This window comes from Shewanella sp. FJAT-51649 (assembly GCF_019457435.1).
Classification (GTDB): Bacteria; Pseudomonadota; Gammaproteobacteria; order Enterobacterales; family Shewanellaceae; genus Shewanella; species Shewanella mangrovisoli.
Window position 1 is genome coordinate 3489634 of record NZ_CP080411.1, and the last position, 15216, is coordinate 3504849.

Consider the following 15216-nt stretch of genomic DNA (forward strand, 5'->3'; position numbering starts at 1 on the left):
ACTTTGAACACTTTCACAGGCATTAGAATGCAAACCGACAACTAACATTAAAATCATGCACTTACAGATTTATCTGTGAGTACAATCTTATCCTTTTTCGAGTGCTTAATTTTTAACCTCTGTTGCTAAGCACCTATTTTCCAGTAAAATTCGCCTTATGAAACCGATAATTCCCCCTCAAAATCTGAGCGAACTGCTCGAACGTGCCAATATGATGGCCGGCATCTCTTTGGCGCAAATTGCTGCTCACCGCGGGATTGCGGTCCCTAAGGATCTGAAGCGAGATAAGGGCTGGGTCGGACAACTCATTGAAATGGAGTTAGGTGCGACGGCCGGCTCAAAACCCGAGCAGGATTTTCTCCACCTCGGTGTTGAGCTAAAAACCATTCCCATCGATAGCAAAGGCAAACCACTGGAAACCACCTATGTGTGTGTGGCGCCGCTAACCAATATCGAAGGCCTAACCTGGCAAGACAGCTTAGTGTGTCACAAGTTGCAGCGTGTACTCTGGGTACCCGTTGAGGGTGAGCGGCATATTCCTGTGGGTGATCGTAGAGTCGGCACTCCCATATTGTGGGAGCCCGATCTCCAAGAACAAAGATTACTGAAACAGGATTGGGAGGAGATAATGGAACTTATCGCCTTAGGTAAAGTGGAAAAACTCACCGCAAGGCATGGCGAAGTGTTGCAACTGCGCCCTAAAGCCGCCAACAGTAAGGCGCTGACACAGAGCATTGCCGAGGACGGTAGCCTAAAAATGACCAATCCACGGGGCTTCTATTTAAAGACCGCTTTTACCGCCATGCTATTAAATAAGGTATTTGGTTAAATTTTCGTAGCTATATAGCGTTGGATTGATCCAGATCACAAATATCACTGGCACTCTAGTGATGATTTTCTATAAACTACGGCATCCTGAAATATATGGTCGTATTCGGATACAAAACCCGTTGTGAGAGCACGTAGACAAGCGAAAAAACTTCTTTTTGCGATATTAGCTTGGGCGATAGCCATGGCTGCATTCGTGTTTTTCCGATATGCACAGTCGCCGGAGTTACCACAATGGGCTGTCGGTTCGGCCGATCTCGCGACGCTTGCCGTCTACATGGGCATCATTTTTGGCAGCCTACATTGGATGTCGAACCTGATCGCCGACTTCAGCGCCATCAATCGTCTTCCCTATGTTTTCTCAGTGATTTTTAAAGGTTTGTTCCTGCTACTCGGGGCGACCACCTTAGCCTATATGACCCAGTTCTTGAATATGTGGGCCATTGAAAATCATATGTCGACCCTAAGACAAATGCTCACGGCGCATATTCTCTATAGTCCGTCCTTCCAAGCGCTCATCGTCTATTTAGTGGTCGTACGGGTCAGCTTAGCCTTTGTCGAACAAATGGCACTCTTGGTTGGGCCGCGTATTCTGCTCAACATTGGTTTAGGTAAATACCATAAACCACGATACGAGCAGCGTTTATTCCTTTATTTAGATATGGTTGCCTCGACAACCCACGCCGAATCCCTTGGGGATTACCGTTTTAGCCGTCTCATTCAAGACAGCTTTAGCCTGCTGTCGGATACTGTGACCAATAACGAAGCCGAAATTTACCGTTATATGGGCGATGCCGTATTGATCCACTGGCCGTTAGAAGAAGGCGTCGTGCACGACCGCTGCATGAATATCTATTTTGAATTTAGCCAGCAGTTAAATTGGCAGCGACGTTACTTTGAAGAGCACTATGGCTTTGTGCCTAAATTTAAAGCGGCGGCGCACTGTGGACAAGTGGTTGCTGCAGTGGTTGGTGTGCAAAAACAAGAAATTAGCTTCTTTAGTGATGTGCTAAATACCTTAGCCAGACTTCAAGATCAGTGTAATCCACTGGGGCAACGCATGTTGATTTCTGGTGCGCTCGCGGGCCGACTCGACAATCCCAATAGCGAATACCGCTTAACCAATTTGGGTCCAGTCAAACTAAAGGGGAAACAGCACTCGATTGAAGTGTTTGGTGTTTCCCCTCTCTAATATCCTAACTATTTTAACTTACAACGATTATTCCATTTCTTTGGTTAACAGCTTTTGAATAAGTAAACCTAAGGTACGGAAGGTCAAAATCCGGCTGGTTGTTTGTCGCCAAACTAAGCCGATATCACGGTAAGGCGCTTCACCAGGCGGAGTCATCACCACCAGATCGGTATCATTTAAGATGCCAGCATCGATCGCCATTTGCGGTAAGAAGGTGGTGCCCAGCTTGCTATCCACCATTTGCACTAAAGTATGCAGACTGGTCGCGGCAAAGGGATTCACCTTAGCGCTATCACCTAACTGACAAGCAGTAATTGCATGCCCTGTTATGCAGTGCTCGCTCTGCAGTAGGAAGATACTCTCATCGGGCAAGGTCTGATAATCGATAGGCTGATGAATGCCACCCACTAAGTCTTTATGGATCACCATCTTAAAGGGGTCTATCCCGACTTTCATGCTGTGGTAACCACTGGTATCCACGGGCAAGGCGAGGATAAGTAAGTCCAACTCCCCTTTACCTAAGGCATCGAGCAAACGCTCAGTAGTATCCTCTTTGAGTAACAAACTCATCGCCGGATAAGCTTGCTGGCATTGCTTAACCACGCGGCTTAATAAAAATGGCGCAATCGTTGGAATACAACCTAAGCGGATATCCCCAGTCATAGGTTCGCCCTGGTTTTTCACCAGTTCGACTAAATCATCCACATCTGTCAGGATTTTGCGGGAACGCTGCACCACTTCTTCACCGATAGCGGTGAACATAAAGGATTTATGATCACGTTCAATCAATTGATGACCAAGCTGTTCTTCAAGATTCTGGATCCCGCTCGACAGCGTTGATTGACTGACAAAACACACCTTAGCGGCGCGGTTAAAATTCTGCTCTTGGTGAAGGTTCACCAAATAGAATAAATTCTTAAGGCTAGGTAAATTTTTCATTTAATCGATTGCCACTAAGGTTATGAATTAATAAATTTAATCAACTCTAGCATAAGTTATCAACTAAAACGCGGCTGAATTGCTCAATACTGTGAGCAAAATCGATTTTCAATCAAAGGAAAACCTAAGAGAGCGCTTACGGAGAACAAACGGAAGGGATAAAGACTGGAACTGAGGTTATTGAGGTGCAACCTGCAGCTGCACCTCCATAGTACAGACTAAGCTTTCGCCTGTAGGAATTGCTTTAATTGCTGGAGATCGGCACTTGCAAATTCAACAATTTGCGCGACCCAGGTTCCATGTTCAGCGTCCCAACGTGCTTCTTCGCCATGTTGGAGTAACTGGGCAATCTGCTGAATACGTTTTAAACCCACTGAGCCAGCTGCACCTTTAAACTTATGAGCTTCGGCGCATAAAGTGTCCTTATCGGCAGCTTCGTTAGCCTTGACTAGATTCCCTACATACTCAGGCATTAATTGCTCAAACAAGACCACACTCTTTAGCAGAGTTCCGGCACCAATCGCACTGCAATACTGTTCTAACGTATTGAGATCTAGGATTGTTTCTAATTCAACTGTGGCCATCTAGGCCTCCCTTAAGTAGTCCAATGCTTAAAACACGTTTATGACATGATACCCACTAAAATTGTCAGTGCAACTTATAGCAGCATTTGTGGTCAAATGATGTTTTATTTAACAAAAAATCAACTATTTCAAACACTCTCAGCGATAAATCGATTCCAACTGAATCCCTTCAAGCGATATGGTCATTATGGTCGCGCTAATGCAGCGCCTTGTCCACCCTTACGCGCAAGATCCTCAACAATTGCCACTAAACCATTCCAACGATAACCGCACCAATCGGGCGCGAGCAGTATTGGTTTTTTCGCATAGGCGGTCACCCGATGAAAAATCACTTCTTTAGGTGTATGCCGAACCAGCTCGCCGACACAAGCCGCATACTCTTCGAGACTGAGTAATGGCAAGCGTCCTGCGCGCCAAGCCTTCGCCATCGTACTGCCCTCGACGACATGTAATGGATGTAGCTTTAAGCCATCGACGCCCTGCGCCAGCACCGCCTGCAGTGTCGCCATATAATCGAGGTGAGTTTCACCGGGTAAGCCTAAGATAAGGTGAGTACAGACTTTTAGGCCTCGGCTTCTGGCCCGTGCAACCGTATCGCAATAACAGGCAAAATCGTGCCCACGGTTAATCTTATGCAAGGTTCTATCGTTGGCGGTTTGCAATCCAAGCTCCAGCCAGACATCGACACCCTTTTGCTGATAACTGGCTAATAAATCGAGAACCTTGTCTGGTACACAGTCGGGACGCGTACCAACACACAGGCCCACAATCTCACTGTCTTTGACCGCTTCATCGTATTTGGCCATCAACACTTGATACTCATCATAGGTGCTCGTATAGGCCTGAAAATACGCGATAAACTTATCCGCATTCAGCTTAGGTTTCGCCTCTTTATAACGGGCTTTCCCTTGTTCTAGCTGCTCACTAATGCTGAGCGTTTCCGCCTGCTGATAACTAAAGGAGGCTACATTACAAAAGGTGCAACCACCCCGCCCTAAGGTGCCATCGCGGTTAGGACAAGTGAATTTGGCATCGATAGTCAACTTGCGTAAGCGCTCGCCGTATTTCGCCTTACACACGGCACCGAATGTGTTTACGTATGCATCGAGTCCCATTAGCTCGTCTGCCAAATTTCATGTCGTTTCATTAAAAATAACCAAGATAAAATCACAAAAAAGAAGAAATAAAGACGTGTGTTTAGATGAAAAAACTCATGGTAAACAAAGCGAGCATCGTTTTCTTGGTTGTAAATCAAACTCCGGTTAGATTCACAGCGGCAAAGCTTAAAACCTGAGTCATTGCTCACAGTGTCTTTACACTCCGTGATTTCACTCACAAGCAAATAGAATAACAATTCATTTATTATAAATTTTTATACAATCACTGTATTTGCAATAAAAATCACTATTTCTAAATCAAAAACAATCGATTTCAATGTTACATTTTAGTAACCCCATCGTTTTTCATTTTTTAAAATTCTTTTTATTCATAATGTTATACAGCACTTTAATCAGTTAACGTTAACGTCAAGTAATTGTATTTTGTGTATGAAACATGAATGAATACCCATATTTTATGCAAATTTTTGGTTTGACCTTTGGTTAATCTCAGGATAATTTGGGTGGTTCGGGTGCATATCTATAGAAAGTCTTTACATTTCTCCCCGAGTAGTAATTTCGTTGAGGTCAAGGGAGGTTTTTGTATGAGCTTATATCATCCCAGTTTTGAGCGGGACAATTGTGGTTTTGGCTTGATTGCACAAATGGATGGCGAAGCCAGCCATCGTATCGTGCGCACCGCCATCCATGGCCTCGATCGCATGAAACACCGTGGCGGTATCGCCTCTGACGGTCGAACTGGGGACGGCTGTGGTTTATTAATGCAGCTACCATTGCAATTCTTTGAAGCCATTGCCGCGGAAAATGACTGGCACCTGAGCCGCAAATTCGCCGTGGGCATGTTGTTTTTAAGCCAAGATGAAGAACTGGCCGACCAAGCCAAGTTTATTCTCGAACGCGAACTCGAGCGTGAAACCTTAAGCATTGCTGGCTGGCGTAAAGTCCCCGTCAATCCAGAGGTATTGGGTGAGATTGGTAAATCGAGCCTGCCACAAATCTATCAAGTACTGATCAACGCCCCGATTGGCTGGCGTGAGAAAGATCTTGAGCGTCGCCTCTACATGGCTCGCCGCCGTTTAGAGCAACAAATTACTGACGATAACGACTTTTATGTCGCGAGTCTTTCAGGCCAAGTCATAGTCTACAAAGGCTTAATGATGCCTGCCGACTTGCCCGCATTCTATCCAGACCTTGCCGATATACGTTTGAAGAGCTCTATTTGTTTATTTCATCAACGCTTTTCAACCAATACTTCACCTAAATGGCCACTCGCTCAGCCCTTTAGATATCTTGCCCATAACGGCGAGATCAACACTATTACTGGTAACCGCCAATGGGCCCGTGCCCGTGCCTACAAGTTTAATTCACCACTGCTGCCCGACTTGCAACAGGCGGCGCCCTTTGTGAATGAAACGGGCTCCGATTCATCATCGCTCGATAACATGCTCGAGATGCTGCTCTCAGGCGGTATGGACTTATACCGCGCCATGCGTTTGCTTATTCCGCCAGCATGGCAGAGTAACCCAGAGATGGATGATGAGCTAAAAGCCTTCTATGACTTTAACTCCATGCATATGGAACCTTGGGATGGCCCAGCGGGTATCGTAATGACCAACGGTCGCCACGCCGCTTGCGCGGTGGATCGTAATGGTCTGCGTCCATCACGTTATGTGATCACTAAAGATCGTATCTTAACCCTCGCCTCCGAAGTGGGCATTTGGGACTACGCCGCCGATGAAGTGATTGAAAAAGGCCGCGTCGGCCCAGGTGAGCTGTTAGTGTTAGATACTCTCAATGGCCGTCTGTACCAGTCATTCGAAATTGATAACGATCTTAAGCGTCGCCACCCCTATAAAGAGTGGATGGCCAAAAACAGCCGTACTCTGGTCCCAGCCGAGCAGTTGGCAACAGAGCAACATGGCGCCAGCGAATTAACTCCAGAGCAACTGCTGCAATACCAAAAGCAATTTGGTTACACCCGCGAAGAACTTGAACAAGTGATTTGGGTGCTGGCAAAACAAGGCGAAGAAGCGACAGGTTCCATGGGCGACGATACGCCAATGGCCGTATTGTCGAAAAAGTCACGCTCGCTCTATGACTATTTCCGACAGAAATTCGCTCAAGTCACTAACCCGCCTATCGATCCGCTGCGTGAAAAGCACGTGATGTCTCTGGCGACCTGTATCGGCCGCGAGCAAAACCTCTTCAACGAAACCACTGGTCATGCCTATCGAGTGATGTTCAACTCACCGATATTATTATTCAGTGATTTCAATCAATTACTCGGATTAGATAGTACTTACTATCGCGCCAATATCGTCGACTTAAACTACGATCCGAAGGAAGGCTTAGAACACGCGATTCGCCGCATCACCTCGGATGCCGAGCGTTTAGCCCGCAGTGGCACCACGCTGCTGATTTTATCCGACCGCGCGATTGATAAATCGGCGCAGGTCATTCCGGCAGCCATGGCGGTTGGCGCTGTACAACAAATGCTGGTGAGTAAGAGCCTGCGCTGCGATACCAACATCATTGTTGAGACCGCCTCGGCACGGGATCCGCACCACTTTGCGGTGCTACTCGGCTTTGGTGCCACGGCGATTTATCCGTATCTAGTGTATGAGTCAATCTCAGATCTGGCGAAACGCCATCAGTTGACCGACACCACGGCACTGATGCTGAACTTCCGTTACGGCATCGAAAAGGGCCTGCGTAAGATCATGTCCAAGATGGGGATCAGCACCGTCGGCTCCTACCGTTGTAGCCAACAGTTTGAGGCCATTGGTATTGCCAGTGATGTAATCGAACTCTGCTTTAAAGGCGTGGTGAGCCGTATCGAAGGCGCCAGCTTTGAGGATATCGCTCAAGATCAAGCGCTACTGCATAAGGCCGCTTACCGCGCCCATGTGCCACTACCACAAGGCGGTTTACTCAAATACGTGGATGGCGGTGAGTACCACTGCTTCAACCCTGATGTGGTCAACACGCTGCAGGCGTCATTAATCGACAAGAATTTTGCGACCTACAAGAAGTTTGCCGAATTAGTCGATAACCGCCCAGTCGCCACCCTAAGGGATTTGATTGGCATTAAGGCTGACCAAGCCGCGATTGAACTGGATAAGGTCGAGGCTGCCAGCCATTTATTCCCACGCTTTGACAGTGCGGCCATGAGTATCGGCGCCCTAAGCCCCGAGGCCCATGAGGCATTAGCCATCGCCATGAACCGTTTAGGCGGTCGCTCTAACTCGGGCGAAGGTGGTGAGGATGCGCGTCGCTTTAACACCGAACGTAACTCGGCGATTAAGCAAATTGCGTCGGCACGTTTTGGGGTAACCGCCCATTACCTAGTCAATGCCGATGTGCTGCAGATTAAAGTTGCCCAGGGCGCAAAACCCGGTGAAGGCGGACAACTCCCCGGCCATAAGGTGAGTGTGGAAATTGCAGGGCTGCGTCACGCGCGCCCAGGTGTAACCTTAATTTCACCACCGCCACACCATGATATTTACTCTATCGAAGACTTAGCCCAGCTGATTTTCGATTTAAAACAAATCAATACCAAGGCACTGATCTCCGTGAAGTTAGTGTCTGAGCCAGGTGTCGGCACTATCGCCACCGGTGTAGCAAAAGCCTACGCCGATATGATCACTATTTCTGGCTACGATGGTGGCACGGGCGCAAGCCCTATCACCTCGGTGAAATACGCTGGCAGCCCATGGGAGCTCGGCCTTGCCGAAGTACATCAATCTCTGGTGGAAAATGGTCTGCGCCATAAGATCCGCTTGCAGGTCGATGGCGGCCTAAAAACCGGAACCGACGTCATCAAGGCGGCCTTACTCGGCGCCGAAAGCTTTGGCTTCGGGACTGTGCCTATGATTGCCTTAGGTTGTAAGTACCTGCGTATTTGCCACCTGAACAACTGTGCTACCGGTGTCGCAACTCAGGACAAGAAACTGCGCGATAACCACTACCACGGCTTACCAGAGCGAGTGATGACTTACTTTGAGTTTGTCGCCGAGGAAGTGCGCGAGTGGATGGCAACCCTAGGGGTCAGCAAGTTCGAAGACTTAGTGGGCCGCAGTGAGTGGCTACATACCTTAGAAGGCCAGACCGATAAGCAACGTGGACTCGATTTAGCGCCAATTCTGTATCAGCCTAAGGTCAGAGCCAGCACTTCGCGCACCTGGCAGGAAACCAATCCACCAGCGGATTTAGGTTTACTCAACCAACATCTGCTCAACGAGTGCCAAGGTGCGGTCGATAAGGGCGAGAGTTTCGATGCCGCTTACAGCATCAACAATACCGACCGCTCAGTGGGCGCACGCCTATCGGGCTATATCGCCAGCACCCTTGGCGTAAAAGGCACTAAGGCCCCGATTAAACTCAGCTTTAATGGCAGTGCAGGCCAAAGCTTTGGGGTATGGAACAGCCCAGGTCTTGAACTCAAGCTCTGCGGTGATGCCAACGACTACGTCGGTAAAGGCATGTCGGGCGGCAAGATTGTGATTTATCCACCGCTAGGGAGTCCGTTCCAGAGCGAGCGCAGCGCGATTGTCGGTAACACTTGTCTGTATGGCGCAACTGGCGGACGCTTCTTCGCTGCGGGCCAAGCGGGTGAACGCTTTGCGGTACGTAACTCGGGCGCCATTGCCGTAGTTGAAGGCTTAGGCGATAACGGCTGCGAATACATGACCAGCGGTATCGTAGTCGTACTCGGTAAAACCGGGGTGAACTTCGGCGCGGGGATGACGGGCGGCTTTGCCTATATCTTCGACCAATTTGGCCGCTTTAATCGCCGCGTGAATAACGAGCTTGTCGACACCCAAAAACTCGAGTCACCGATTCATCAACAGCATTTGAAAGGCTTGATTGAAGAACACGTGGCCGAGACTGGCAGTGAGCACGCGAAGATGATCTTAAGCGACTTTGCCAACTGGTTAGATTGCTTTGTTTTAGTGAAACCGAAAAATATCGCCGTTGCAGATCTGCTCAAATTAGAGCAATCGAGCCCGGAACTAGCAGTTAAAGCGGGGTAATAGCAGATGAGTAACGATTTTCAATTTATTGAAGTGGGTCGCAAAGACCCAACTAAACACCCTGCAGCAAAGCGTTCGACTCAGTTTATTGAGATTTATCAGCCCTTTGCTCAAGCTCAGGTGACTGAACAGGCGGACCGTTGTCTCGATTGTGGCAACCCTTATTGTGAATGGAAATGTCCGCTGCACAACTATATTCCCAACTGGCTGAAACTGGCGCAGCAGGGCCGAATTATGGAGGCGGCGGATTTAGTCCATGAGACCAATACTCTGCCCGAGATCTGCGGCCGCGTCTGCCCACAGGACAGACTCTGTGAAGGCGCTTGCACCCTAAACGCCGACTTTGGCGCCGTGACTATCGGTAATGTGGAGAAATACATTACCGATACCGCCATCGCCCAAGGCTGGCGTCCGGATATGAGTAAGGTCACGCCCCGTAAAGAAAAAGTGGCGATTGTGGGCGCTGGCCCTGCTGGTTTAGGCTGTGCCGATATTCTTGCCCGTAATGGGGTTAAGGCTGTGGTGTTTGATAAATATCCCCAGATTGGTGGCCTGCTGACCTACGGTATTCCTTCTTTTAAACTGGATAAAGCCGTGATGGCGACTCGCCGCACTGTGTTAGAAGGCATGGGAATCGAGTTCAAGCTGGGCGTAACTGTCGGTAAAGACATCGCCTTTAACCAACTGCTTGAGGAATACGATGCCGTCTTCCTTGGCATGGGCACCTACACCGCCATGAAAGCGGGCCTTGAGGGCGAAGATGCCCAAGGCGTGTACCAAGCTCTGCCCTACTTGATTGGCAATACCCATCACCTGATGGGTAGCACAAGCCCTGATACTCCTTACCTAAACCTTGCCGGTAAGCGCGTGGTGGTCTTAGGTGGCGGTGATACCGCCATGGACTGTGTTCGCACCGCAGTTCGCCAAGGGGCCAGCAGTGTGATTTGTGCCTATCGCCGTGACGAAGCCAACATGCCGGGTTCGCGCCGCGAAGTGCAAAACGCCCGTGAAGAGGGCGTGAACTTCCTGTTTAACCGTCAACCCGTGGCGATTAAAACCCAGGATGGCAAAGTGGTGGGCGTGGAATGCGTTGAAACCCAAATGGGTAAAGCTGATGCCAGCGGCCGTCAACGTGCCGAAGCGATTGAAGGCAGTGAGCAGTTACTCGACGCCGATGCGGTGATTATCGCCTTCGGTTTCCAACCTAGCCCTGCGCCTTGGTTTGCCGATTACGGCATTGAACTCGACCAATGGGGCCGAGTAAAAGCCAGTAAACAAGCCGATAACCCATTCCAAACCACCAATCCAAAGGTATTTGCTGGCGGCGATATGGTGCGTGGCTCGGATCTGGTTGTGACCGCAATTGCCGAAGGACGTGATGCCGCGCAAGGCATTCTTAACTACTTAGATTAATTGTTTTTTGTTGTACCGCTGTACCTGTGAGTCTCGGACTCGTACCCACGAGTCCACCATTTGCTTGTGAATTTTGGCGCACCTTAGGGTGCGCATTTTTTTATCTTCCGCGCGTTTTATCCTATCCCAATCAAGCAATCGCAATCCCACAATAACGCCAAAGCATAACTGTGGTATATTAGCCGCCATTCTGTTATCCCACGCTTTAGTGGCATCACACATTCAGTTGAATCAAAAGGGTCTCCCATGAAAATTGGTATTATTGGCGCAATGGAGCCAGAAGTTGCCCATCTTATTGCGGCTATGACAAACGCCTCTTCACAAACGATTGCGGGCATTGAATTTATCGCTGGCACCTTAGCGGGCAAAGACGTAGTGGTAACACGCTCTGGTATTGGCAAAGTCGCCGCCAGTATCGCCACCACACTGCTGATTGAGAAATACGCCCCCGATGCGGTAATCAACACAGGTTCTGCGGGTGGTTTTGTCGATTCACTGTCTATTGGCGATATCGTGATTTCATCCGAAGTGCGCCACCACGATGTAGATGTGACCGCATTTGGTTACGAAATTGGCCAAATGGCGCAGCAACCTGCGGCGTTTATTCCCGCGTCATACTTAGTCGAAGCGGCTAATAAGGCCATCGCACAATTAGGCGAAGTGAAAGCGATTGAAGGCTTAATCTGTACTGGCGATAGCTTTATTTGCGACCCAGTTCGCACCAAGACCATGTTGGAGCACTTCCCAACCATGGCGGCCTGTGAGATGGAAGGCGCGGCAATTGCCCAAGTGTGTCACCAGTTTGGTGTGCCATTTGTGGTGATCCGCTCGCTCTCTGACAACGCCAACAACGACTCTCCAGTCGACTTCGATTCTTACATTGTGAAGGCAGGCTACCATTCGGCACTGATGGTGATGTTGCTGCTTGAGCAATTAGATCCAAACTCAGTAAAGTAATTGACTAAAGCATGATTGCGGAAAGTACCTGATGCACAGTTCTTTTTATCAACAACTTGTCGAAATTGATGGCGCTTTGTTTGAGGGCTTCTTGGTACTTTTCTTTGCTTTACTGTTGGCGCGTCTAGCGCCATTGCCAAGGGAAATGCAGCCACTGATTTGGTTTAGTCACTTAGCCAAACAGCTCGCCGCCAAAGTCAATCGCCCCGGGCGAGCCCCTAGCCAACAGGCAACCGCCGGCTTTTTAGCCATGTTGCTGCTGGTATTTCCCTTCTGGGCGATTATCACTTTTTTACTCGAGCTCGCCGCCTTTCCTTGGTTCTTTGAGTTTTTAGTCCTGTATCTGTGTTTGACGGATGCAGGCTTTAGCCAAGTCGCCGACGAAATCGCTAAAGCATTGAAACGCGAGGACAATGCCAGCGCAAAAAAGCTATTACAGCCTTGGATTGTCCGTGATACGGATAATCTATCGGAAGTCGGCTTAACCAAGGCCACGATAGAAAAGCTCGCTACCGCGCCGATTTATGGCACGGCATCGACCATCTTCTTCTTTGCGATCGCAGGCGCCCCTATGGTACTGGCGGTGAGAATGATTAAACAGCTCGAACTCAGTTGGCCGCCCATTCAACCTAAGTACCAACACTTTTGCAGTTCGGTGCACGTTATTTCCACGGCGCTGCTGGCAATCCCAGCTTGGTTATGGAGCCTGTCGATTGCGATTCAGGGTGGCCCTAAAGCCTTAGCATTGCTGTTTCGCACCTCTAAAAATCATCCAGCCCTGCGGGGTTATGTGATGAGTGTGTCCTTAGTCGCTAATATTTTACGCATTGAATTGGGTGGGCCGCAGAAGTTTTCGGGGCAACGAATTGATGTGGCTAAGATAGTCTATGGCCCACAGCCGCACCAAGAGATGATTGCCCCCGCAGTAAAACTCGCCTCACGGGCCTGCGCAATCTGGTTTAGTTTTATTACCTTTCTTCCGATCATTTGGGCGGGTTTACGCTGGCTACAAACCCTGTGATATGATGCCTTTCATCTTAACATTAGGTTAAAGGCTGACTATCTTGTTCGAAAACATGCATGTTTCATTAACAACTCCCGCCTTGCTATTTCCGGCAATCTCACTGCTATTACTCGCCTATACTAACCGCTTCTTTGCGCTGGCGGCGCTGATCCGACAGTTGAGTAACGGTGATAAACCTGTGCATAAGGATCAAATTAAAAACTTAAGCCAGCGGATCCGGATTATTCGCCGCATGCAAGAGGCGGGCGTATCCAGCTTTGCCCTGTGTGTACTCTGTATGATTTTTATCTATATCGGTTTTAATAAGACGGGCTCGGTGATCTTCGGTGCCAGCTTGTTACTGCTGCTCTATTCACTGATTTTATCTGTGATAGAAATTCGTATCTCTGTGGACGCGCTGAATATTCACATCAAAGAGATGAGTAAATGAGCCACTGGATTTACTTCTTCGATTTATGTGGCACGGCGGTATTTGCCCTTTCTGGCGCCTTAGCCGCTGGGCGTCACCGTATGGACCCCTTTGGCGTTATCGTACTGGCCTCGGTGACTGCGGTCGGCGGTGGCAGTATTCGCGATGCGCTGATAGGCGCCACGCCGGTGTTTTGGATCCGCGACCCTAACTACATCATAGTGATACTCGCCACAGTCCTAGCTTGTTTGCTGTTGGTTCGCCGTCCCCGCAAGATGCCGCAATATACCTTGCCCGTCGCCGATGCCTTAGGTTTGGCCCTGTTCACTGTGATTGGTGCTGAAAAAGCCCTCAATATGGGACTCAGCGGCATGATTGCCGTCGTGATGGGCTTGATCACGGGCGTAGGAGGAGGCATTATTCGAGACTTACTGTGCAGACAAATCCCTATGGTGTTACGCACAGAAATCTATGCCACGGCGTCGATTGTTGGCGGCATAGGTTATACCGTAAGCCTTGCCTACGGGATGGGCGAAAAAACGGCACTATTTTTAGCCATGACCAGTGCCTTAATCATTCGCCTATGCGCCATCAAATGGCATTTGTCGTTACCCGCCTTTGATCTCAAAACCAAGAGGGAATAGTTTGCGAATATTGTGTCTTTTAGTCTGTCTTATTTGGGTTCCGGCCTTGTTTCCTGCGTCTGTACACGCTAACTCAGGGGAAATGCCAGCAGAACAGCAGTTAGCCGTAAAATACATGAACGCGCTAACCGAGCACGACTATCAAACACTCGGCAAATTCTATAACCGTGATACCGTCTTCTTCGATAAAACCGCCAATCGTAAATACACGGGTGGGCGGTTTATTATCGACTTCCTCGAGCGCGCCCACGAGGGTGTGCTCGAATATGATTTCAATATCGAGCATATGTATAATGCAGGCTCCCTCGTGGTGATGATTGGAAACTATCACTTTAAGGGCCCCGGCGAGCAATTTGGCAAACCCGGAAAAATTATTGATGTCGCCATTCCTGGGGTCACCAGTCTTAAGCTCGATATGCGTAATCACAGGGTCACAGAGCATGTGGATCTGATTGATTACCAGACCATGTCAGACCAATTAGCGATGCAGTAGTCACAAAATTTAGCTTTTGTTGAAACTTGAGCCCTCAAAACGAGTCGAAACCTGCAATGAGTCAATACGACTGAGGTGCGGCATCCCTTGCCCACGGGTCGTTTCGTTTCAATGAGGTTTGTATGAAGTTGTTTGGACTGATTGCCCTACTCGCCCTGAATGGCCTAATGCTCGCGCCCCATGCACAGGCGCAGCAGCCCATTATTGTGTCCTACGCGGTGCAACCCGTAAGCCATTTCAACCAGCAACTGCGGGCCGCCCAGGAGCAACATCAAGCCTGGAGCGAAGATCCCACCGCCATCAGCAGCCAATATGCGGGTAAAAAGTTTACCCTTGTCCGCACTCAGCCCACCAAAAATGGCGTGTTTACCTATCAAGTGAGCGAGTTGTCGCAACAGCACCCACAAATGCTGTTAATTCTGTCGCTTAAGAAAAGTGCCCAGCGCTGGCAAGTGGATTCCGCCCAGTTGGCGTGGAAGTGTCGTGATGGTCAGCATTTCGGTACCGACAGATGCAATATTGGCGAGCATGAGGCCAGCACTGCACCTTAGACAAGGTATTTTAAAAACAGCACCTTAAACG

13 protein-coding genes are annotated in these 15216 nt (G+C 49.0%); 10 read left to right on the forward strand and 3 right to left on the reverse strand.

Going from position 1 to position 15216, the window contains the following annotated elements; translation table 11 throughout:
* Positions 1 to 157 precede the first annotated feature (157 nt).
* Together mutH and K0H59_RS15380 are read left to right on the forward strand one after the other, a co-directional pair.
* Complete coding sequence (gene mutH / locus K0H59_RS15375) at positions 158 to 829, forward strand: DNA mismatch repair endonuclease MutH (RefSeq protein ID WP_220053622.1); 672 nt, start codon at positions 158 to 160, stop codon at positions 827 to 829.
* A gap of 123 nt (positions 830 to 952) precedes the next feature.
* Positions 953 to 2020, forward strand: coding sequence for an adenylate/guanylate cyclase domain-containing protein (locus K0H59_RS15380; protein ID WP_041412723.1), 1068 nt, complete (start codon positions 953 to 955; stop codon positions 2018 to 2020).
* A 27-nt stretch (positions 2021 to 2047) separates the two neighbouring features.
* Here the strand turns inward: K0H59_RS15380 and oxyR are convergent, their stop codons facing one another.
* The 3 genes from oxyR to K0H59_RS15395 all read right to left on the reverse strand — a co-directional run bounded on the left by oxyR (position 2048) and on the right by K0H59_RS15395 (position 4658).
* Positions 2048 to 2959: a hydrogen peroxide-inducible genes transcriptional activator OxyR gene (gene oxyR, locus K0H59_RS15385; protein WP_086903133.1), complete on the reverse strand. Its 912-nt coding sequence runs from the start codon at positions 2957 to 2959 to the stop codon at positions 2048 to 2050.
* Positions 2960 to 3177: 218 nt separating this feature from the next.
* On the reverse strand, positions 3178 to 3543 hold the full coding sequence (locus tag K0H59_RS15390; RefSeq protein ID WP_220053623.1) for an Hpt domain-containing protein: 366 nt from the start codon (positions 3541 to 3543) through the stop codon (positions 3178 to 3180).
* A 185-nt stretch (positions 3544 to 3728) separates the two neighbouring features.
* Positions 3729 to 4658, reverse strand: a complete 930-nt coding sequence (locus K0H59_RS15395; protein WP_088210491.1) for a TIGR01212 family radical SAM protein — start codon at positions 4656 to 4658, stop codon at positions 3729 to 3731.
* Between the two features lie 587 nt (positions 4659 to 5245).
* Between K0H59_RS15395 and gltB the strand changes: the two genes are divergently transcribed.
* From gltB to K0H59_RS15435, 8 genes are all read left to right on the forward strand, one after another.
* The gene (gltB, locus tag K0H59_RS15400) at positions 5246 to 9694 is read left to right on the forward strand and encodes a glutamate synthase large subunit (RefSeq protein WP_220053624.1); all 4449 of its coding nucleotides are present in this window, start codon (positions 5246 to 5248) and stop codon (positions 9692 to 9694) included.
* Positions 9695 to 9700: 6 nt separating this feature from the next.
* Positions 9701 to 11107 (forward strand): FAD-dependent oxidoreductase, encoded by a 1407-nt coding sequence (locus K0H59_RS15405; RefSeq protein WP_220053625.1) that lies wholly within the window; start codon positions 9701 to 9703, stop codon positions 11105 to 11107.
* A 246-nt stretch (positions 11108 to 11353) separates the two neighbouring features.
* Positions 11354 to 12064, forward strand: coding sequence for a 5'-methylthioadenosine/adenosylhomocysteine nucleosidase (locus K0H59_RS15410; protein WP_220053626.1), 711 nt, complete (start codon positions 11354 to 11356; stop codon positions 12062 to 12064).
* 31 nt (positions 12065 to 12095) lie between these two features.
* On the forward strand, positions 12096 to 13085 hold the full coding sequence (locus K0H59_RS15415; protein ID WP_220053627.1) for a cobalamin biosynthesis protein: 990 nt from the start codon (positions 12096 to 12098) through the stop codon (positions 13083 to 13085).
* Between the two features lie 55 nt (positions 13086 to 13140).
* The gene (locus K0H59_RS15420; protein ID WP_011623626.1) at positions 13141 to 13518 is read left to right on the forward strand and encodes a DUF2721 domain-containing protein; all 378 of its coding nucleotides are present in this window, start codon (positions 13141 to 13143) and stop codon (positions 13516 to 13518) included.
* Positions 13515 to 14141 carry a trimeric intracellular cation channel family protein gene (locus K0H59_RS15425; RefSeq protein ID WP_011717898.1) on the forward strand — a complete coding sequence of 209 codons (627 nt, stop codon included), beginning with the start codon at positions 13515 to 13517 and terminating at the stop codon, positions 14139 to 14141. The genes K0H59_RS15420 and K0H59_RS15425 overlap by 4 nt, the downstream gene beginning before the upstream one ends.
* A gap of 1 nt (position 14142) precedes the next feature.
* Positions 14143 to 14634, forward strand: coding sequence for a nuclear transport factor 2 family protein (locus K0H59_RS15430; protein ID WP_011717899.1), 492 nt, complete (start codon positions 14143 to 14145; stop codon positions 14632 to 14634).
* 122 nt (positions 14635 to 14756) lie between these two features.
* Positions 14757 to 15185 carry a hypothetical protein gene (locus K0H59_RS15435; RefSeq protein ID WP_011717900.1) on the forward strand — a complete coding sequence of 143 codons (429 nt, stop codon included), beginning with the start codon at positions 14757 to 14759 and terminating at the stop codon, positions 15183 to 15185.
* The last annotated feature ends 31 nt before the right edge of the window (positions 15186 to 15216 follow it).

Excerpts from the sequence above, each read along its gene's own strand:
- K0H59_RS15435 (WP_011717900.1), top strand. The coding sequence starts at position 14,757 with ATGAAGTTGTTTGGACTGATTGCCCTACTCGCCCTGAATGGCCTAATG.
- mutH (WP_220053622.1), top strand. The coding sequence starts at position 158 with ATGAAACCGATAATTCCCCCTCAAAATCTGAGCGAACTGCTCGAACGT.
- gltB (WP_220053624.1), top strand. The coding sequence starts at position 5,246 with ATGAGCTTATATCATCCCAGTTTTGAGCGGGACAATTGTGGTTTTGGC.
- K0H59_RS15395 (WP_088210491.1), bottom strand. The coding sequence starts at position 4,658 with ATGGGACTCGATGCATACGTAAACACATTCGGTGCCGTGTGTAAGGCG.
- K0H59_RS15420 (WP_011623626.1), top strand. The coding sequence starts at position 13,141 with ATGCATGTTTCATTAACAACTCCCGCCTTGCTATTTCCGGCAATCTCA.
- K0H59_RS15425 (WP_011717898.1), top strand. The coding sequence starts at position 13,515 with ATGAGCCACTGGATTTACTTCTTCGATTTATGTGGCACGGCGGTATTT.
- K0H59_RS15405 (WP_220053625.1), top strand. The coding sequence starts at position 9,701 with ATGAGTAACGATTTTCAATTTATTGAAGTGGGTCGCAAAGACCCAACT.
- oxyR (WP_086903133.1), bottom strand. The coding sequence starts at position 2,959 with ATGAAAAATTTACCTAGCCTTAAGAATTTATTCTATTTGGTGAACCTT.
- K0H59_RS15415 (WP_220053627.1), top strand. The coding sequence starts at position 12,096 with ATGCACAGTTCTTTTTATCAACAACTTGTCGAAATTGATGGCGCTTTG.
- K0H59_RS15410 (WP_220053626.1), top strand. The coding sequence starts at position 11,354 with ATGAAAATTGGTATTATTGGCGCAATGGAGCCAGAAGTTGCCCATCTT.
- K0H59_RS15390 (WP_220053623.1), bottom strand. The coding sequence starts at position 3,543 with ATGGCCACAGTTGAATTAGAAACAATCCTAGATCTCAATACGTTAGAA.